Annotated in this window: 13 protein-coding genes; 8 read left to right on the forward strand and 5 right to left on the reverse strand. The window is 72.5% G+C overall.

What is annotated here, in order from left to right; translation table 11 throughout:
• Position 1 precedes the first annotated feature (1 nt).
• Positions 2 to 2,728, forward strand: coding sequence for an ABC transporter permease (locus tag ACLZN2_RS12530; RefSeq protein WP_416978489.1), 2,727 nt, complete (start codon positions 2 to 4; stop codon positions 2,726 to 2,728).
• Complete coding sequence (locus ACLZN2_RS12535) at positions 2,725 to 3,690, forward strand: ABC transporter ATP-binding protein (RefSeq protein ID WP_416978490.1); 966 nt, start codon at positions 2,725 to 2,727, stop codon at positions 3,688 to 3,690. The genes ACLZN2_RS12530 and ACLZN2_RS12535 overlap by 4 nt, the downstream gene beginning before the upstream one ends.
• Positions 3,691 to 3,825: 135 nt before the next feature.
• Here ACLZN2_RS12535 and ACLZN2_RS12540 read toward each other — a convergent pair whose 3' ends face one another.
• The 3 genes from ACLZN2_RS12540 to ACLZN2_RS12550 all read right to left on the reverse strand — a co-directional run bounded on the left by ACLZN2_RS12540 (position 3,826) and on the right by ACLZN2_RS12550 (position 10,976).
• Positions 3,826 to 5,286 carry a glutamate synthase subunit beta gene (locus tag ACLZN2_RS12540; protein ID WP_416978491.1) on the reverse strand — a complete coding sequence of 487 codons (1,461 nt, stop codon included), beginning with the start codon at positions 5,284 to 5,286 and terminating at the stop codon, positions 3,826 to 3,828.
• A complete protein-coding gene (gene gltB, locus ACLZN2_RS12545; RefSeq protein WP_416978492.1) occupies positions 5,279 to 9,874 on the reverse strand; it encodes a glutamate synthase large subunit in 4,596 nt (1,531 codons plus the stop codon). The genes ACLZN2_RS12540 and gltB overlap by 8 nt, the downstream gene beginning before the upstream one ends.
• A gap of 370 nt (positions 9,875 to 10,244) precedes the next feature.
• Complete coding sequence (locus tag ACLZN2_RS12550; protein WP_416978815.1) at positions 10,245 to 10,976, reverse strand: VIT1/CCC1 transporter family protein; 732 nt, start codon at positions 10,974 to 10,976, stop codon at positions 10,245 to 10,247.
• Between the two features lie 295 nt (positions 10,977 to 11,271).
• Here ACLZN2_RS12550 and ACLZN2_RS12555 point away from each other — a divergent pair, with 295 nt between their 5' ends.
• Genes ACLZN2_RS12555 through ACLZN2_RS12580 form a run of 6 tightly spaced genes read left to right on the forward strand, consistent with a single transcriptional unit; the run spans position 11,272 to position 18,531 of the window.
• Entirely contained in the window at positions 11,272 to 12,324 is a 1,053-nt protein-coding gene (locus ACLZN2_RS12555; RefSeq protein ID WP_416978493.1) for an ADP-ribosylglycohydrolase family protein, read from the forward strand.
• Positions 12,321 to 13,844, forward strand: a complete 1,524-nt coding sequence (locus ACLZN2_RS12560; protein WP_416978494.1) for an ADP-ribosylglycohydrolase family protein — start codon at positions 12,321 to 12,323, stop codon at positions 13,842 to 13,844. Before ACLZN2_RS12555 ends, ACLZN2_RS12560 begins: the two co-directional genes overlap by 4 nt.
• 8 nt (positions 13,845 to 13,852) lie before the next feature.
• Entirely contained in the window at positions 13,853 to 15,040 is a 1,188-nt protein-coding gene (locus ACLZN2_RS12565) for an ADP-ribosylglycohydrolase family protein (protein WP_416978495.1), read from the forward strand.
• Positions 15,028 to 16,485 (forward strand): ADP-ribosylglycohydrolase family protein, encoded by a 1,458-nt coding sequence (locus ACLZN2_RS12570; protein ID WP_416978496.1) that lies wholly within the window; start codon positions 15,028 to 15,030, stop codon positions 16,483 to 16,485. Before ACLZN2_RS12565 ends, ACLZN2_RS12570 begins: the two co-directional genes overlap by 13 nt.
• A gap of 16 nt (positions 16,486 to 16,501) precedes the next feature.
• Complete coding sequence (locus ACLZN2_RS12575) at positions 16,502 to 17,698, forward strand: CaiB/BaiF CoA transferase family protein (protein ID WP_416978497.1); 1,197 nt, start codon at positions 16,502 to 16,504, stop codon at positions 17,696 to 17,698.
• Complete coding sequence (locus ACLZN2_RS12580) at positions 17,695 to 18,531, forward strand: HpcH/HpaI aldolase/citrate lyase family protein (protein WP_416978498.1); 837 nt, start codon at positions 17,695 to 17,697, stop codon at positions 18,529 to 18,531. Before ACLZN2_RS12575 ends, ACLZN2_RS12580 begins: the two co-directional genes overlap by 4 nt.
• 132 nt (positions 18,532 to 18,663) lie before the next feature.
• Here ACLZN2_RS12580 and lgt read toward each other — a convergent pair whose 3' ends face one another.
• Together lgt and ACLZN2_RS12590 are read right to left on the reverse strand one after the other, a co-directional pair.
• Entirely contained in the window at positions 18,664 to 19,647 is a 984-nt protein-coding gene (lgt, locus tag ACLZN2_RS12585) for a prolipoprotein diacylglyceryl transferase (protein WP_416978499.1), read from the reverse strand.
• A gap of 82 nt (positions 19,648 to 19,729) precedes the next feature.
• The gene (locus ACLZN2_RS12590) at positions 19,730 to 20,506 is read right to left on the reverse strand and encodes a DsbA family protein (protein ID WP_416978500.1); all 777 of its coding nucleotides are present in this window, start codon (positions 20,504 to 20,506) and stop codon (positions 19,730 to 19,732) included.
• Positions 20,507 to 20,579 lie beyond the last annotated feature (73 nt).

Consider the following 20,579-nt stretch of genomic DNA (forward strand, 5'->3'; position numbering starts at 1 on the left):
GATGCCCCCGAACACGCACGGCGCGCCCTGGGTGCGGACCCGGCTGCGCACCGCGCCCGTGGCCGCCGTCGCCTTCGGTGTGCTGGTGCTGGTCACGGCGTTCCTCGCGGCCCTGCTGCCCCGGGCCGTCGAGGCGTACGGGACACAGGGGCTGCGCGAGGCCGTCGCCGCCGCTCCCCCGCAGTCCACGGTGCTGGAGCTGACGGCCCCGCAGCCGGGGCTCGAACTGCCGCAGGAGACCCGCGAGGAGGCCGTACGGCCCGGGGCGCTCGCGGCGGTCGACGTCAAGGCGTCCGCGCTGCTGCCCGAGCCGCTGCGGGCGGACCCCGCCGAGTCGGCGTACGGGGTGCGCACCGCGAAGAGCCTGGAGGCGCAGGATGCCTCGCTCCCCCGGCCCGACGGGCTGCCGCCCCGGTTCACCCTGCTGGCGCAGTCGGGGGTCGCCGAACACGCCACCGTACGGGAGGGCCGGCTGCCCACCGCCGACGCGCCGGTGACGACGCGCACCCGGGTGCTGGAAGGCGCCGTGACCACCGAGACCGCCCGGACGCTGAAGCTGCGGGCCGGATCCACCGTCACCCTGGCCGCGTTCGCGGACACCCCGCTGACCGTCCGGATCACCGGGATCCTCGAACCCCGGTATCCGCAGGGGAGTTACTGGTCCGTGGAGCCGAACCTCCGCGCCCCCGACCTGGCCTACGTCAACACCCCCGACAGTCCGCCCCAGTTCTACTGGGAGGCGGGCCTGCTGCTGGCGCCCGAGGCCGCGCCGGCGCTGCTCGGCGGCCCGGGCGAGCCGGAGAAGTACTGGCGCGTCGCCCCCGCCACCGGGCGGCTCACCGGGCGGGACGCCCCGGCGCTCGTCGAAGCGGTCGCCTCCCTCGAAGGCGGGCCCGGGCTGCTGCGGCTGCGCGGGGCGGCCGGTCCGACGGCCCAGCTCTCCACCGGTCTGGAGCAGGTCGTCGGCTCCTACGCGGCGGTCCGTGACGCGATCACGCCCGTGATCGCCGTCGGGGCGTTCGGGATCGCCGCCGTCGCCGTCGTCGTCCTGCTCATGGGCGCGGGGCTCGGTGCCTCCCGCCGCGAGAGCGAACTCGCGCTGCTGCGGGCCCGGGGCGGCTCCCTGCCCGGCATCGCGGGGCGGCTGCTCGGGGAGACGGCCGTGGTGGCGGTGCCCTCGGCGGTCGGCGGGCTGCTGCCGGCCGTACTCGCCGTGGACGGGGCCCGGCTGCTGCCCGCCGTGCTCGGCGCGGGTGCCGTGGCGGTGCTCGCCTGTGCCGCGCTCCCGGTGCGCGCGGTCGTGGCCCACCGCAGGCCGCGGGCGCACCAGGAGCGGGACGATCTGGCGCACGCCCGGCCCGGCGCGCGCCGCACGGTCGCCGAACTGACCCTGCTGGTGCTGGCCGTCGGCTCGGTGGCGGCGCTGCGCCGCCGTGGCACGGGCACGTCGGACGACCTGCTGGTGAGTGCCGCGCCGGTGCTGGTCGGGCTGGTCGCGGCGCTGGTCCTCGTACGGCTGTATCCGCTGCCCCTGCGGTGGGCCGCCGGGCCGGCCGCGCGGCTGCGGGGCGTGGTCGGGTTCCTGGCGCTGGCCCGTGCGGGCCGCTCTCCTGCGGCGGTCGCGGCGCTGCCGCTGCTGGCCCTGCTGACGGCCCTGACGACGGCGGCGTTCGGGGGTTCCGTGCTGACCGGGGTGGCGGAAGCCCGGGACCGGGCCGCGCTGCTGGCGACGGGCGCGGACGCGCGGATCTCCACGCCCGACGGCACCCCCCTCCCGGCGGGCCTGGCGCGAGCCGTGCAGGGCGTGTCGGGCGTACGGGAGGTGGCGGCCGTACGGATCGAGCGCGCCTCGCAGAGCGCGTCGGACGAGACGCGTCCGCTGACCGTGGTCGGGGTCGAGCCGGAGGCGTATGCCGGGCTGGCGCGGCGGGTGGGGCTCGGCGATTTCCCGGCCGGGCGGCTCACGTCGTCGGGCGGAGTGCTGGACGCGGTCGCCTCGCCGGGGGTCGCCGAGCGGCTGGGGCGGGCGCCGCGCCGGATCGTGACGCCGGACGGGACCGTCACCGTGCGGATCACGGCCGTACGCCCCCGCACCCCCGCCGTTCCCGACGGTGAGTTCCTGCTGGTCGACGCGGCGGGCCTGAAGGGTTCCGGCGGTCCCACGGTCCTGCTGGCGGCCGGTGCCGGGCTCGACGCGCGGGCGCTGCGGGCGGCCGTGCGCGGGGCGGACCTCACGGTGACGCTGCGTGCCGAGGAGCGCGCGGCGCTGTCCGACACGCCGCTGCAGGAGGGCGCCGGACGGATCTACGGCTGGGCGGTCGTCGCGGGCGCCGGGTACGCCGTACTCGCCCTGGTGCTGTCGCTGCTGCGGGCCGCGCCGGAGCGGGCCGCGCTGCTGGCCCGGCTGCGCACCCTGGGCCTGACGTCCCGCCAGGGCCGGCGGCTGCTGGGCCTGGAGGCTCTGCCCCAGGCGCTCGTCACAGCCGGCGGGGGTGTGGCCGTCGGCTGGGCCACCGTCCTGCTGGTCGCCCCCGGTGTCGACCTGGACCGGCTCGCCCTGCCGACCACCACCGGCGCGCAGGGCGCGACCCTGCGGGCCGACCTGTGGTCGCTGGTCCTGCCGGCCGCGGGCGCGGTGCTGCTGGCGGGCGCGGTGGCGCTCGGGCAGGCCTGGTGGGCGGGGCGCCGGACACCGATCACCCATCTCAGGGCGGGAGACATGCGATGAGCGGCGGAAGCACGGAGTCGCTGGCGGAGCTGGAGCGGCGGGCGGCGGACCGGCGCGAGCGGCCCGTCTACGGGCACGACGCGCTGATCGCCTGCGACCGGCTGGTGCGGATCTTCTCGGGACGCGGGAGCGGGGGCGGCGAGGCGGTGGAGGTGCAGGCGCTCCAGGGGCTCGATCTGCTGGTGCGCGAGGGCGAGTTGATGGCGCTGGTCGGGGCGTCGGGCAGCGGCAAGTCGACGTTGATGAACATCCTCGCGGGCCTGGACGTCCCCACCGCGGGCGCCGCACGGGTCGCGGGCCGTGATCTGCTGACGATGGACGGGAAGGCGCGGCTGCGGTACCGGCGCGAGGTGGTGGGCTTCGTCTGGCAGCAGACGGCGCGGAATCTGCTGCCGTATCTGACGGCTGCTCAGAATGTGGCGCTGCCGATGCAGTTGGCGGGTGTACGGCGCGGGAAGCGGGCCGGACGGGCGGAGGAGCTGCTGGCCATGCTCGGGGTCGCCGACTGCGGTGACCGCTATCCGCGGCAGTTGTCCGGGGGGCAGCAGCAGCGGGTCGCGATCGCCGTCGCCCTCGCCAACGCGCCCTCGGTGCTGCTCGCCGACGAGCCCACCGGCGAGCTGGACTCGGCGACCGGGCAGCAGGTGTTCGCCGCGTTCCGCCGGGCCAACGAGGAGCTGGGCACGACGATCGTCGTCGTCACCCACGACCAGGCGGTGGCCGGCGAGGTCCGGCGCACGGTCGCGATCCGCGACGGCCGCACCTCGGCGGAGGTGCTGCGCCGCACGGAGGTCGACGAGGAGGGCCGGGAGTCCCTGGTGGCGCGGGAGTACGCGATGCTCGACCGCGCGGGCCGGCTGCAGCTGCCCGCCGAGTACACGGCCGCGCTGGGCATGGCGGACCGGGTGCTGCTGGAACTGGAGGAGGACCACGTCCAGGTGTGGCCGGACGGGGACCGCTGAGGGCGGACATGCGGCGGCGCCTGCCAGGTCGTCCGGTCGGGGACAGTGAGGCAAGCGCCGTCTTGGGGGGTCTGGGGGGTGTCCCCCCAGATGACCCGCCCGTACGCCGTTGTACGGGACGTTCCATGGGGTGTGTCAGACCATCAGTGAGCGGTCCGTCGGGCGGATCGGGGCCGGCAGGTCGCTGGCGCCGGTCAGGAAGCGGTCGGTGCCGCGGGCGGCGGAGCGGCCCTCGGCGATCGCCCACACGATGAGCGACTGGCCGCGGCCCGCGTCACCGGCGACGAAGACGCCCGGCACGTTGGTCTGGAAGTCGGCGTCGCGGGCGATGTTGCCGCGCTCGTCGAGCTCCAGGCCGAACTGCTCGACCACGCCGTTCTCCCGGTCGGTGCCGGTGAAGCCCATGGCGAGGGTGACCAGCTGGGCGGGGATCTTGCGCTCCGTGCCCGGCTTCTGGGTCAGCTTGCCCTCGACGAACTCGACCTCGACCAGGTGCAGCCACTGGACGTTGCCGTCCTCGTCGCCCTCGAAGTGGGTGGTGGAGACGGAGTAGACCCGCTCGCCGCCCTCCTCGTGCGCGGAGGTGACCTTGTAGAGCATCGGGAAGGTCGGCCACGGCTGGTGCGGCGCCCGGTCCTCGCCCGGCCGGGGCATGATCTCCAGCTGGGTGACGGAGGCCGCGCCCTGGCGGTGGGCGGTGCCCACGCAGTCGGCGCCGGTGTCGCCGCCGCCGATGACGACGACGTGCTTGCCCTCGGCCGTGATCGGGGAGGTGACGTAGTCGCCCTCCTGGACCTTGTTGGCCAGCGGCAGGTACTCCATCGCCTGGTGGACGCCCTTGAGCTCACGGCCGGGGACCGGGAGGTCACGGGCGGTCGTGGCGCCGGCGGCGATGACGACCGCGTCGTACCGCTTCCTCAGGTCGGTCGCCTTGAGGTCGCGGCCGATCTCGATGCCGGTGCGGAAGCGGGTGCCCTCCGCGCGCATCTGCTCGATACGGCGGTTGATGTGCCGCTTCTCCATCTTGAACTCGGGGATGCCGTACCGGAGGAGGCCTCCGATGCGGTCCGCGCGCTCGTAGACGGCGACGGTGTGGCCCGCCCGGGTCAGCTGCTGGGCGGCGGCGAGACCCGCCGGGCCCGAGCCGATGACGGCGACGGTCTTGCCGGACAGGCGCTCGGGGGCCTGCGGGGCGACGGTGCCCGCGTCCCACGCCTTGTCGATGATCGAGACCTCGACGTTCTTGATGGTCACGGCCGGCTGGTTGATGCCGAGCACGCACGCCGACTCACAGGGCGCCGGGCAGAGGCGACCGGTGAACTCCGGGAAGTTGTTCGTGGCGTGCAGGCGCTCCGACGCGGCCGACCAGTCCTCGCGGTAGGCGTAGTCGTTCCACTCGGGGATGAGGTTCCCGAGCGGGCAGCCGTTGTGGCAGAACGGGATGCCGCAGTCCATGCACCGGCTGGCCTGCTTGCTGATGATCGGCAGCAGCGAGCCGGGGACGTAGACCTCGTTCCAGTCCTTGAGGCGCACGTCGACGGGACGGGACTTGGCGACCTCACGGCCGTGGTTCAGGAAGCCCTTCGGGTCAGCCATTGATCGCCGCCTCCATCATCTTCTCGGTGATCTCGGACTCGGAGAGTCCCGCCTGCTCGGCGGCGTCCTTGGCGGCGAGCACTGCCTTGTACGTGCTGGGGATGATCTTGCTGAAGCGCTCCACGGACGCGTCCCAGTCCACGAGGAGCTTCTCGGCGACCGTGGAACCGGTCTCCTCGGCGTGGCGGCGCACCACGTCGTGCAGCCACTGCTTGTCCGCGTCGTCCAGCGCCTCTACGGCGTCCAGGTTGCCGACGTTGACGTTGTCGCGGTCGAGGTCGATCACGTAGGCGATGCCGCCGGACATGCCGGCCGCGAAGTTGCGGCCCGTCTCGCCGAGGACCACCGCGTGACCGCCGGTCATGTACTCGCAGCCGTGGTCGCCCACGCCCTCGGAGACGACCGTCGCGCCGGAGTTGCGGACGCAGAACCGCTCACCGGTACGGCCGCGCAGGAACAGCTCGCCGCCGGTCGCGCCGTAGGCGATGGTGTTGCCCGCGATGGTGGAGTACTCGGCGAGGTGGTCGGCGCCCCGGTCCGGGCGGACGACGACCCGGCCACCGGAGAGGCCCTTGCCGACGTAGTCGTTGGCGTCGCCCTCCAGGCGCAGCGTGACACCGCGCGGGAGGAAGGCGCCGAAGGACTGGCCCGCGCTGCCGGTGAAGGTGATGTCGATGGTGTCGTCGGGCAGGCCCGCGCCACCGAACTTCTTCGTCACCTCGTGGCCGAGCATGGTGCCGACCGTGCGGTTGATGTTGCGGACCTTGACCTGGGCGCGCACCGGCTGGGCCTCGGTGGCGTCGGAGGCGGCCAGCGCGTCGGCCGCGAGCTTGATCAGCTCGTTGTCGAGCGCCTTCTCCAGACCGTGGTCCTGGGCGATCACCTGGTGGAGGACCGCGCCCTCGGGCAGTTCGGGCACGTGGAACAGCGGGGCGAGGTCGAGGCCCTGGGCCTTCCAGTGGTCGACGGCACGCCGCACGTCGAGGACCTCGGCGTGGCCGACGGCCTCCTCGATGGAGCGGAAGCCCAGCTCGGCGAGGAGCTCGCGGACCTCCTGCGCGATGAACCGGAAGAAGTTCACCACGTACTCGGCCTTGCCGGAGAACCGGTCGCGCAGGACCGGGTTCTGGGTGGCGATGCCGACCGGGCAGGTGTCCAGGTGGCAGACGCGCATCATGACGCAGCCGGAGACGACGAGCGGCGCGGTCGCGAAACCGAACTCCTCGGCGCCGAGCAGCGCGGCGATGACGACGTCACGGCCGGTCTTGAGCTGGCCGTCGGTCTGGACGACGATCCGGTCGCGCAGGCCGTTGAGCAGCAGGGTCTGCTGGGTCTCGGCGAGACCGAGCTCCCAGGGACCGCCCGCGTGCTTGAGCGAGGTCAGCGGGGAGGCGCCGGTGCCGCCGTCGTGGCCGGAGATGAGGACGACGTCCGCGTGCGCCTTCGACACACCCGCCGCGACCGTGCCGACGCCGACCTCGGAGACCAGCTTCACGTGAATCCGCGCCTGCGGGTTCGCGTTCTTCAGGTCGTGGATCAGCTGGGCCAGGTCCTCGATGGAGTAGATGTCGTGGTGCGGCGGCGGGGAGATCAGACCGACACCCGGGGTCGAGTGCCGGGTCTTGGCGACCCACGGGTAGACCTTGTGACCGGGCAGCTGGCCGCCCTCGCCGGGCTTGGCGCCCTGGGCCATCTTGATCTGGATGTCGTCCGCGTTGACCAGGTACTCGCTCGTCACGCCGAAGCGGCCGGAGGCGACCTGCTTGATCGCGGAGCGGCGCGCCGGGTCGTACAGACGGTCCGGGTCCTCGCCGCCCTCACCGGTGTTGGACTTGCCGCCCAGCTGGTTCATGGCGATGGCGAGGGTTTCGTGCGCCTCCTTGGAGATGGAGCCGTACGACATGGCGCCGGTGGAGAAGCGCTTGACGATCTCGGAGACCGGCTCGACCTCGTCGACGGGGATCGACGGGCGGTCGGAGGAGAAGCCGAACAGACCGCGGAGCGTCATCAGGCGCTCGGACTGCTCGTTCACCCGGTCCGTGTACTTCTTGAAGATGTCGTAGTTGCCCGCGCGCGTCGAGTGCTGGAGGCGGAAGACCGTCTCCGGGTCGAACAGGTGCGGCTCGCCCTCGCGGCGCCACTGGTACTCGCCGCCGATCTCCAGCGCGCGGTGCGCGGGAGCGATGCCGGAGGCCGGGTAGGCCTTGGCGTGGCGGGCGGCGACCTCCTGGGCGACGACGTCGATGCCGACGCCGCCGATCTTGGTGGCGGTGCCGTTGAAGTACTTCTCCACGAAGGCGTCGTCGAGGCCGACGGCCTCGAAGACCTGGGCGCCGCGGTAGGAGGCGACGGTGGAGATGCCCATCTTGGACATGACCTTCAACACGCCCTTGCCGAGGGCGTAGATCAGGTTGCGGATGGCCTTCTCGGGCTCGATGCCGTTGAGGAAGGTGCCGGCGCGCAGCAGGTCCTCGACGGACTCCATCGCCAGGTACGGGTTGACGGCGGCGGCGCCGAAGCCGATCAGCAGGGCGACGTGGTGGACCTCGCGGACGTCACCGGCCTCGACGAGCAGGCCCACCTCGGTGCGCTGCTTGGTGCGGATGAGGTGGTGGTGGACGGCCGCGGTGAGCAGCAGCGACGGTATCGGCGCGTGCTCGGCGTCGGAGTGGCGGTCCGACAGGACGATCAGCCGGGCGCCGTTGTCGATGGCGGCGTCGGCCTCGCCGCAGATCTCGTCGATGCGCGCGGCGAGGGCGTCACCGCCGCCGTGCACCCGGTACAGGCCGGAGAGCGTGGCGGCCTTGAAGCCGGGCATGTCGCCGTCGGCGTTGATGTGGATGAGCTTGGCCAGCTCGTCGTTGTCGATCACCGGGAAGGGCAGGGTGACCGAGCGACAGGACGCGGCCGTGGGCTCCAGGAGGTTGCCCTCGGGGCCCAGCGACGAGCGCAGGGAGGTGACCAGCTCCTCGCGGATCGCGTCCAGCGGCGGGTTGGTGACCTGCGCGAACAGCTGGGTGAAGTAGTCGAAGAGCAGCCGCGGGCGCGAGGACAGCGCGGCGATCGGCGAGTCGGTGCCCATGGAGCCGATCGGCTCGGCGCCGGCCTTGGCCATCGGCGCGAGGATGACGCGCAGCTCCTCCTCGGTGTAGCCGAAGGTCTGCTGGCGGCGGGTGACCGAGGCATGGGTGTGCACGATGTGCTCACGCTCGGGCAGGTCGCCCAGCTCGATCTCGCCGGCCTCGAGCCACTCGGCGTACGGGGCCTCGGCGGCGAGCTGCGCCTTGATCTCGTCGTCCTCGATGATGCGGTGCTCGGCGGTGTCGACGAGGAACATCCGGCCGGGCTGGAGGCGGCCCTTGCGGACGACCTTGGCGGGGTCGATGTCGAGGACGCCGACCTCGGAGCCGAGGACGACGAGGCCGTCGTCGGTGACCCAGTAGCGGCCGGGGCGCAGACCGTTGCGGTCGAGGACCGCGCCGACCTGCGTGCCGTCGGTGAAGGTGACACAGGCAGGGCCGTCCCAGGGCTCCATCATCGTGGAGTGGAACTGGTAGAAGGCGCGCCGGGCCGGGTCCATGGAGTCGTGGTTCTCCCACGCCTCCGGGATCATCATCAGCACGGAGTGCGGCAGCGAGCGGCCACCGAGGTGGAGCAGCTCCAGCACCTCGTCGAAGGTGGCGGAGTCGGAGGCCTCCGGCGTCGCGATGGGGAAGATCCGCTCCAGCTTCTCCTGGGGACCGAACAGGTCGGAGACGAGCTGCGACTCGCGGGCGCGCATCCAGTTGCGGTTGCCCTTGACGGTGTTGATCTCACCGTTGTGCGCGACGAAGCGGTACGGGTGCGCGAGCGGCCACGACGGGAAGGTGTTCGTGGAGAAGCGCGAGTGGACGAGCGACACGGCCGAGGCGAAGCGGCGGTCGGACAGGTCCGGGAAGAAGGGTTCGAGCTGGCCGGTGGTCAGCATGCCCTTGTAGACGATCGTGCGGGCGGAGAGCGACGGGAAGTACACGCCGGCCTCGCGCTCGGCGCGCTTGCGCAGCACGAACGCCTTGCGGTCGAGGGCGAGGCCCTGCGACGCGCCGTCCGTGACGAAGATCTGCCGGAAGGCCGGCATGGTGGAGCGGGCGGTGGCGCCGAGCAGTTCGGGGGCGACGGGGACCTCGCGCCAGCCGAGCACGGTCAGGCCCTCTTCATCGGCGATCGTCTCGATCTCCGATGCCGTGTCCTGGAGGCTCTCCTCGGGGAGGAAGGCGATGCCGACGGCGTAGGAGCCGGCCTCGGGCAGTTCGAACCCGGTCACCTCGCGGAAGAACGCGTCGGGGACCTGGGTGAGGATGCCCGCGCCGTCGCCGGAGTCCGGCTCGGAGCCGGTGGCGCCGCGGTGCTCGAGGTTGCGCAGAACGGTCAGCGCCTGCTCGACCAGCGTGTGGCTCGCCTCACCGGTGAGGGTGGCCACAAAGCCGACGCCACAGGCGTCGCGCTCGTTGCGGGGGTCGTACATACCCTGCGCAGCAGGGCGAGCATCCATGAAGGACCACTTCTGGCCATTCGCGGAATGCTGGGACGGCTGGCGCGGCGTACGCATCGGCTCTCCCGTCGTCGTCTCAAGTGGCATATCTGGCGTGCCGAGGGACGACGTTGGCCCTCTGCGTGATCGCAAAATTTCGTGCAGGTTACATGATGGAGCGGTTCTCGGGAACCGGATACTCCGTTCCAACATGCGGACGCCACGGGCGTGCGGCGGGGGTACCGTGCGCGTGGCTGGAAGTGTGTGGGATCGAACGGGACAGATCGGTGTCCGTCGATCCGGGGCGGGAAGAGCGTCGTCGTTCACCCCGCGAGTGCGCCGCAGGCGTCATTGCCCACAGCGCTTACGGCTCATGCCCACTGGTTAAGCACTCGAAACCAGTCGGTAACGGCTATTTATGCGGCCCAACGCATAAGTAGCGGTCGCACTATCCTACGGCCGTTCCGAACAAACTGCCCAGGACGTACGTCACACCGGCCGCGGCACCACCGAGCGCGAGCTGCCGCAGCCCGCTGTACCACCAGGTCCGCGCGGTCACCCGTGCCACCACGGCCCCGCACGCGAACAGCCCGAACAGCGCCAGCACGACGGCCGGCCACAGCGCGCTCGCCCCGAGCAGGTACGGCAGTACGGGCAGCAGCGCGCCCAGCGCGAAGGAGCCGAAGCTCGACACCGCGGCGACCAGCGGGGAGGGCAGGTCGGAGGGGTCGATGCCCAGTTCCTCGCGAGCGTGGATCTCCAGCGCCTGCTCGGGATCACGGGAGAGCTGCCCCGCGACCTTCCGGGCGAGGTCGGCGTCGACACCCCGCGCTTCGTACAGGGCGGCGAGCTCCGCCTCCTCGTCCTTCGGGTGCTTGCGCAGCTCCCGGCGCTCGACATCCAGCTCGGCCTCGACGAGTTCGCGCTGCGAGGCGACGGAGGTGTACTCACCGGCGGCCATCGAGAAGGCGCCGGCGGCGAGCCCGGCCAGTCCGGTCAGCACGATGGTCCGCGGGCTCACGGCCCCGCCGGCCACACCGGTCATCAGAGCGAGATTGGAGACCAGGCCGTCCATGGCACCGAAGACGGCGGGGCGCAGCCAGCCGCCGTTCACATCGCGGTGGGTGTGGTTGTCACGGTGCGCCTCGTGGAGCGGCGCCTCGATGTCGATGATGGCCATGGAGTCCCCCAGAAAGGTGAGCGGCAAGGCGAGCCAGGCTAGGTGAGCCAAAGCTAACTTTGGACAGATTCTAATTTCCGACAACGCCAAACTACGCTCCATCATTCCCCTCCGCCAGCAAGGAAAGGCTGGGCTTACCTGCGCTTTTGTCATCGAGCGCTCATTCGATCGGTGATCCGCACAGATGTCGACCGGGTGATATGGGGGGATTCGAGGCTCGGGTCAACCGCCGATGGTGGGACACATCCGCAAACGGTTCCGCGCCCGTGCGGAGCCTGCGGAGGAGAGGCCCTGCATGCCCACCATCCGTGAACGAGCCCGCGGCGCCCTGCTCGGCCTCGCCGTCGGAGACGCCCTCGGGGCACCGGCCGAGAACATGAAACCGTCCGAGATCCGCGCCCGTTGGGGCCGCATCACGGGCTATGTCACCGACCGGCCGGCGGGCACGGACGACACCGAGTACACGATCTTCTCGGGTCTGCTGCTGGCCCGGCACGGCTCGGCCCTCACCCAGGCCCATGTCGAGGCCGCCTGGCACGAGTGGATCGCCGACCGCGACGAGGGTCCCTTCCGGGGCGCCGGCTTCAGCGAGCGCGGCACGCTGGAGAACCTCCGCCGGGGCCTCGCCGCCCCGATCTCCGCCCAGCACCGGCACGCCTGGAGCGACGGCCTGGCCATGCGCGCGGCCCCCTTCGGCGTCTTCGCGGCCGGACGCCCGGCCGAGGCGGCCCGGCTGGTCGCCATCGACGGCGCGGTGAGCCACGACGGCGAGGGCATCTTTGGCGGCCAGGCGGTCGCGGCGGGCGTGGCGGCGGCGATGGCCGGCGCGGCGACGACCGCGGTGGTCGCCGCCGCCCTCGCCGTCGTCCCCGAGGACTCCTGGACGGCCCGTTCCCTGCGCCGCGCGGTGGCCGTCGCCCACCGCGGCGAACGCGCGGTCCGCTCCGCCGTCGTCATCGGCGGCTACCCCTGGACCGACCTCGCCCCCGAGGCCGTCGCCCTCGCCTTCGGCGCGTACGCGGCGGCCGACGGCGACTTCCCGGAGGCGGTCCTCACGGCCGTCAACATGGGCCGCGACGCCGACACCACGGCGGCGGTGGCCGGCGCCCTCGCCGGCGCCACCCAGGGCGCCTCGGCCATCCCCACCACCTGGGCGGCGGCGATCGGCCCCGCCCGCGGCACCTGCCTCCCCTCCATGGCCGGCCACCACATCCTCGACGTGGCGGAACTCCTGGTCCCGGACGACGGCGACGGCGGCAAATGGGGCGAGGGCCTGGTGCCCCCGGAATCGATCACCGACCTCCTCCACCACGCCCAGCACACCGACAAGACGGAGGCACGAGCATGAGACCACCTGGACCATGGGAGGAGGGAACACCGACGGCACCGGCCGCTGGGGACGGGGGAACACCGACCGGGACAGTCACGACGGACGGGGGGGGACCGACCGGGACGGTCACGGCGGAGGGGGGAGGACCGACCGGGACGGTCACGGCGGACGGGGAAGCACCGACCGCGACAGTCACGGCGGAGCCAAAACCGACGCCTGCGACGACCGTCGGTCTGGCCGGACCGGCCAGACCGGCCGGACCGACGAGGGCGGCGACGGCGGGAGATGGCGGGCAGACGTTCACGGCGGAGCCGAACGGGCCCGCGGACGCCGACGGCGGGGACGCCCCACCGGGGCCACCCGCACCCGACAACGAAAGCCGCACGGGTGGTGCGGGTGGGAAACAACGGGCCGAAGGCAAAGCCGAGGCCCGAATCCACGGCCTCCTCCTCGGCCTGGCCGCAGGCGACGCCGCCGGCTGGCCCGCAGCCCGCCACCGCGCCTCCCGCATGCCCGACTGGACCCGCCGCCTCACCCGCGAACTGGACACCTTCGCCGAACACAACGCGACGACCACCCTCCCCGTCCCCATCGCCCTCAACCAACCCCCCGAACCCCTCCGCCTGGGCCCCTCCGACGACGCCGAATGGGCGGCCTTCGCCGCGGAAGCGGTCCTGCGCGCAGGCGACGACACCGCCCTCGGCGACCTCAGCCGAGAGCGCCGTACACGCGCCGCCATCGACCTCACCTGGAACGCCCTCGCCTGCGAGATCGCGGCGGCAGCCGACCGCGCCCCCGAGATCGAGTCCGCCGTCCTCCCCCTGCGCGCCCGCATCTCCGTCCGCGCCGGCCTCGGCAACCTCGCCACCGGCCTACGGCCCCCCGCCACCGGCCACGACAACCCGCACTACTTCGACGACGCCGCCTGCGTCCGCGCCTGCGTCCTCGCCGTGGCCCACCCCGGCGACGCCCGACTCGCCGCCGAACTCGCCGAGTTCGACGCCCGCTACACCCAGGACGGCGACGGCGTGCACGGCGCCCGCGCGATGGCGGCGGCCGTCGCCCTGGCCCTGACCGGCGCATCCCCCGAGGCCTGCACCACCGCGGCCCTCGCCGAACTCCCCGAACACACCGAGATCGGCCGCAACGCCCGCCACGCGCTGCGCCTCGCGGACGAAGCCGAGAGCGCCTTCGCCCTGATCCCCCTCCTGGAACACCAGATCGTCGACCATGTCTACAGCTACGGCATCGCGGCCGCCGAGACGGTCCCGGTGGCCCTGGCCCTGGTCAGCGCCGCCAAGGGTCGTATCAGCGAAGCCGTACCGGCGGCGGCCTGCCTGTCCCGGGTCGCCGACTCGGCCCCGGCGCTGGCGGGCGCACTGGCGGGCGCGCTCGGCGGCAAGGACGCGATCCCCGCCTCCTGGCGCGACGCCTGCCGCGTCCTCTCCGGCTGCGCACTGCCCCGCCTCACCGACACCGACCTGGTGGAACTCGCCGAACTCCTGGAAGCCACACAACCGGCGCCACCAGGAGGATGATTCGGGGCATGACGCCCAAAGACACAGAAAGCACCAAAGGATCCGAAAACACTCTGGAGGAGCGGATCACCGGGGCCCTCGTGGGCGCGGCGGTCGGCGACGCCCTGGGCGGCCCCGTCGAGGGCTACTCCCCCGACCAGATCACCGAACGCCACGGCGGCCGCGTCCACGGCATCGTCGGCCCCTGGAACGGCGACGCCTGGCGCACCGCCCGCCCGATCGCGCCGTACCACAAGGGCGACGGACACGTCACCGACGACACCTTGATGACCCACGCCCTGATCAGGGTCTACGACCGGATCCGCGACCACCTCGACGCGTACGCGATCACCGACCACCTGGTCCCGGACCTGATGACGACCCCCCGCTGGATCCCGGAACTGGAGGCCGAGGCGCTCCCCCTGCACCGGCTCTTCCTGGCGGAGAAATGGCTGGTGACCAGGCTCCACTACGGCCATGCGGACCCCCGGGAGGCCGGCACCGGCAACATCGTCAACTGCGGTGCGGCGATGTACATGGCCCCGGTCGGCCTGGTCAACGCGGCCCACCCGGCGGGGGCGTACGCCGAGGCCCTGGACATCGCGGGCGCCCACCAGTCCTCGTACGGCCGGGAGGCGGCGGGCGTCTTCGCGGCGGCCGTGGCGGCGGCCTGCGCACCGGACGCCACCCCGGACTCGGTCGTCACCACCTGCCTCGTCCTGGCGAAGGACGGCACCCGCACAGCGATCGAGAAGGTCTGCGAAGAGGCCTCCCGCCACCGGGACTTCGAGTCGGCGCTGCTCCCGCTCCGCGAGGCGGTGGCCCCGTACGACACGGTGGGCCCCGACTACCGCAGCCCCTCCCTGGCCGCCCGCCGCCCCTCCCGTCTGCACGCGATCGAGGAACTCCCCGTGGCGCTGGGCATGTTGCTGGTGTCGAACGGCGACTACCGCCAGGCGGTCCTCGGCGCGGTCAACTACGGCCGGGACTGCGACTCGATCGCCACGATGGCGGGCGCGATCGCGGGCGCCCTCGGCTCTGCGATCCCCGACGACTGGTCGAAACAGGTCGCGGAGGCCAGCCGCCTGGACCTCTGGGAGCCGGCCCGCACCCTCACCCGGGTCACCCGTGAGATCTTCGAGAAGGACGTCCAGGCCCGCCGCTCCCACGAGACGGCCTTCGCCACCCTGCTCGGAGGCCCGGGATGCTCCGCCTGACCTGGGTCCAACCGGAAGACCTCCTCGGCCACGAACTCCGCCAGGCGACGGAGGACGGCCGCGAACCCTGGGCCATCGCGGCCCGCTGGCGAGCAGCAGGAGGCCCAGAGGCCCCCGCCCGAGCAGGAGCCTCCCCCCAACCCCCCTCCCGCTACCTCCGCCAACTGGCAGAAGACCTACTGGACGAACTGGCAGACCTACCAAGCACCCTGACAGACGACGAACCAACAGATCTGCAGGCGATCCGCCGCAGCTGCGGGCAGTCGTGCCGCTGGGGCGATGGGGGTCCCCCCGCTCGAGCGAAGCCGAGAGTGGGGGAGGGTGGGCGCAGCGGCACCCCGCAGGCGCGGGCAAGTGAAACCCACCCCCGGCCCGCCCCCACTCCGGCCGCCCTGGAAGCCGCCTGGCTCGGCAGAGCAACAGGCTGCCTTCTGGGCAAACCGGTGGAGAAACTCCCCCTCGACGCCATCCGCCAACTGGCCAAGTCGGCAGACAACTGGCCCCTGACCACCTACTTCACAGCCGAGGGAGTCCCAGAAACCCTCCTCACCGACCACCCCTGGAACCGCCGCTCGGCAACAACCTCCCTCGCCGAGAACATCAACGGCATGCCCGAGGACGACGACCTCAACTACCCCCTCCTCAACCTCCTCCTGCTCCAACGCCACGGCAGCGACTTCACCACCACCGACGTGGCGAAACTCTGGCTCGACGAACTCCCACCCGGCCGCACCTTCACCGCCGAACGCATCGCCTTCCGCAACCTCCTCTCCGGCATCGAGCCCCCGCACACCGCCCGCCACCGCAACCCCTTCCGCGAATGGATCGGCGCCCTCATCCGCGCCGACGTCCACGGCTGGACCAACCCCGGCGACCCCGCCGCGGCCGCGGAACAGGCCCACCGCGACGCCACCCTCACCCACACCGCCAACGGCGTCTACGCGGCGATGTTCACGGCGGCCACCATCGCCACGGCCGCCACCGGAACCCACGACGTCCACACCTGCCTGCGCACCGGCCTGACGGTGGTGCCACCCCGCTCCCGCCTCGCGAAAGCCGTCACCCACGCGATCCAACTCGCCGGAACCCACCCCGACTTCGACACGGTCGTGGACGAACTCCACACCGTCCACAAGGACCTGCACTGGGTCCACGCGATCCCCAACACGGCCCTGATCGCCGCCGCCCTCACCCACGCGAACGGCGACTTCTCCGGCTCCATCTGCCGCGCGGTGTCCGGCGGCTGGGACACCGACTCCAACGGCGCGACGGCGGGCAGCATCGCCGGCCTCCTCACCGGCGACCCCGCCGCCCTCCCCGACCACTGGACGGCCCCCCTCGAGAACCGCCTCGCCACCTCCGTCACCGGCTTCGACGGCACCGGCTTCGACGCCCTCGCCCACCTCACCTGGTCCCTCACCCACCGGGAGGCATCCCGCCCATGACCGAGCAGTACGCATCATGACCACGACGACGACCCCACTGCACGGCCTTCGTGTCCTCGATCTCGCCACCCTCTTCGCCGGCCCCCTCGCGGCCACTCTGCTCGGCGACTTCGGCGCGGAGGTCGTCAAGGTCGAGCACCCCACGAAACCCGACCCGTCCCGGGGCCACGGACCTGCCAAGGACGGCATCGGCCTGTGGTGGAAACTCCTCGGCCGCAACAAGCGCACGATCACCCTGAACCTCTCCACCCCCGGGGGCCGCGCCACCCTCCTGCGGCTCGCCGCCGACGCCGACGTGATCATCGAGAACTTCCGCCCGGGCACCCTGGAGAAGTGGGACCTCGGCTGGGAGGAGCTGTCCGCCGTCAATCGCCGGCTGGTCCTCGCCCGGGTCACCGCCTTCGGCCAGTTCGGCCCGTACGCCCACCGCCCCGGCTTCGGCACCCTCGCCGAGGCGATGAGCGGCTTCGCCGCGATCACCGGGGAGCCTGACGCGCCGCCGACGCTCCCGCCGTTCGGTCTCGCCGACTCCATCACCGCCCTGGCCACCGCCTACGCCGTCATGACCGCCCTCGCCGCCCGTGAGCGCACCGGCGAGGGCCAGGTCGTGGACATGGCGATCATCGAGCCGATGCTGGCGGTCCTCGGGCCGCAGACCCTCTGGTTCGACCAGCTGGGATACGTCCAGCAGCGCACCGGCAACCGCTCCGCCAACAACGCCCCGCGCAACACCTACCGCACGGCCGACGGCACCTGGGTCGCCGTCTCCACCTCGGCCCAGTCGATCGCGGAACGTGTGATGCGCCTGGTCGGCCGCCCCGACCTGATCGACGAGCCGTGGTTCGCGACGGGCGCCGAGCGGGCCGCGCACGCCGACGTCCTCGACGCGGCGGTCGGCACCTGGATCGCCGCCCGCTCCCGCACCGAGGTCCTCGCCGCCTTCGAGAAGGCGGAGGCCGCCGTCGCCCCGATCCAGGACGTACGGGACGTGATGGACGACCCCCAGTACCAGGCCCTCGGCACGGTCACCGCCGTCGACGACCCGGACCTGGGCCGGATCCGTATGCAGAACGTCCTCTTCCGGCTCTCCGCGACCCCCGGCGCGATCCGCTGGACCGGCCGCCCGCACGGCGCCGACACCGACGAGGTCCTCACGGAACTGGGCCTGACCCCGGCCGAGCTCGCCGCCCTGCGCGCGGAGGGCGCCCTGTGACCGCGCCCTTCCCCCTGACCTGGCTGTACGCCCCCGGAGACCGCCCGCACACCGTCACCAAGGCCCTGGCCTCGGGCGCCGACGTCGTGATCATCGACCTGGAGGACGCGGTCGCGCCCGACCGCAAGGTCTACGCCCGCAAGGCCACCGCCGAACGCCTCGCCGAGGCCCAGCCGGTCCCGGTGCACGTCCGCGTGAACGCCCTCGACGGCCCGCTGGCCTCCGCCGACCTCCAGGCGGTGGCCGCGCTGCCCGGCGTGGCGGGACTACGGCTGCCCAAGGTGACCGCCCCGCACCAGATCACCCGGATCGCCGAGACCACCGCCCCCGCCGACGGCGGCGCACCCCCGCTCTACGCCCTGCTGGAAAGTGCCCTCGGCGTCGAGCACGCCCATGCCATCGCCTCCGCCCATCCGGCCCTGCGGGGGATCGCCCTCGGCGAAGCCGACCTCCGCGCCGACCTCGGCATCCGCGACGACGCGGGCCTCGACTGGTCCCGCTCCCGGGTCGTCGTCGCCGCCCGGGCGGCGGGCCTGGTCCCGCCGACGCAGTCCGTCCACCCCGACACCCGGGACCTGGGCGCCCTCGCCGCCTCCTGCGCCCACGGCCGCACCCTCGGCTTTCTGGGCCGCGCCGCGATCCACCCCCGCCAGCTCCCCATCATCGAGCGCGCCTACCTGCCCACCGAGCAGGAACTGGACGAGGCCGAGACGATCGTCAAGGCAGCGACGACAGAACAGGGCGCCCAGGCCCTCCCGGACGGCCGCTTCATCGACGCGGCCGTGGTGGCAGCGGCCCAGCGCACCTTGTCACTCGCGACACGCCACGGCTGATTCCTTTCCGCCGCAACGGCGAGCACCACGACGGCGCACTCCGGCGGTACCGAACCCACCTCGACCCACCGCCCACACACGACGGAGGGCGCCCGGCAAACCCGGGCGCCCTCAACGTCGTAAAACCAGCCGTCAGCTCTTCTTACCGGCCGACTCGGCCTCGTCCTTCTCGACCTCGGCCTTGTCCTCAACCTCGTCCTCGGCCTTGTCCTCGGCCTTGTCCTCGGCCTTGTCGCCGGCCTTGTCCTCGGGCTCGCTCTCCGACTCGGCCGCACCGTCGATTTCGGCCTCACCGCCGGAGGCACCCGGCTCCACGACCTCTTCCCGCCCCGGCCGCTTCTTCGCCGACACCACGATGTACGTCACCGCGAGCAGGCCCACGATGATCGCGGTCCAGACGTTGAGCCGGATGCCCAGGATGTGGTGCGCGTCGTCGATGCGCATGTACTCGATCCAGCCGCGCCCCGCGCAGTACGCGGCGACGTACAGCGCGAACGCCCGCCCGTGCCCCAGCTTGAAGCGGCGGTCCGCCCAGATGACGAGAAGGGCGACGCCGATGCACCACAGCGACTCGTACAGGAAGGTCGGGTGGTAGTAGCCCGGCACCCGGCCGTCCGCGGAGGACGTGATGTGCAAGGCCCAGGGCAGGTCGGTCGGCTTGCCGTACAGCTCCTGGTTGAACCAGTTGCCCCAGCGGCCGATGGCCTGCGCGAGGGCGATGCCGGGAGCGATGGCGTCGGCGTAGGCGGGCAGCGGGATGCCCCGGCGGCGGCAGCCGATCCAGGCGCCGACCGCGCCGAGGGAGATCGCGCCCCAGATGCCGAGGCCGCCCTCCCAGACCTTGAAGGCGTCCACCCAGTCACGGCCCTCGGTGAAGTAGAGCTCGTAGTCCGTGATCACGTGGTAGAGCCGGCCGCCGACCAGGCCGAAGGGCACCGCCCAGACCGCGATGTCGGCCACCGTGCCGGCGCGCCCGCCCCGGGCGAGCCAGCGCCTGTTGCCGAGCCAGACCGCGGCGAAGACGCCGATGATGATGCAGAACGCGTAGCCGCGAAGCGGAACGGGGCCGAGGTACAGCACCCCGCGCGACGGGCTGGGAATGTAGGCAAGTTCCATGGCAGGTCCGACGCTACCCTGCCGCACCGGGCCGACGGCAGGCAGCCCGGCTACGGCTCCATAACGGGCCGGTGAGAAACACTCACCCCTGGTTGGCCTCCTCCACCATCTGCTTGAACTTCGCCGGGGTCATCGTCTGGTCCTGGTAGATGTTCTTGCCGTTGAACAGCACGGTCGGCGTGCCGCCGAAGCCGCCGCTCTGGAAGGCCTGGTTGGACTTCACGACCCAGCTGTTGTGCGTGCCCTTCTCGACGCAGGCGCGGAACGCCGGCGTGTCGAGGCCGTCGACCTTGCCCGCCAGTTCGATCAGCCTGCTGTTCTTGCTGAACGCGTCGTCCGTTTCCTCCGGCTGGTTCGCGTACAGCACGTCGTGGTACGCGGTGAACCCTCCGGCGTCCTGGGCGCAGGCCGCCGCGTTGGCCGCGTTGCGCGAGCCGCTGCCGCCCATGTTGCCGTCGATGAGGGTGGCCAGGTGGTACTCGACCCTCAGCTTCCCGGCGTCGGTCAGCTCGTGGATCACCGGTCTGTACGCCGTCTCGAAGGCCTTGCAGGCCGGGCAGCGGAAGTCCTCCCACACCGTGAGCGTGGCCTTGGCGTCGTCCTTGCCGACCGGGATCGCCAGGCCGTCCTTGCCCTGGGCCCCGGAGGGCGTCACGACCGGGCCGGACTTGGCGCTGTCCTCGTCCTTGCCGGAGTTCGCGGCGATGACGCCGATCACCGCGGCCAGGCCCAGCACACAGACGACGCTCGCGCCGACGATCAGCGTGCGCCGCCGCCGCTCGGCGGCCTTCTGCTTCTCGCGCTCCACCGCCAGCCGCTCCCGGGCGGTGCGCTTTCCCTCACGATTCTTCTCGCTCACACCCCCAGAACGAACCGGGGAGGCCCAATGAGCCTCCCCGGTCCCAGGTCCACCCGTACGGGTGAACCGCATG

Source organism: Streptomyces sp. T028 (genome assembly GCF_048159505.1).
GTDB lineage: Bacteria > Actinomycetota > Actinomycetes > Streptomycetales > Streptomycetaceae > Streptomyces.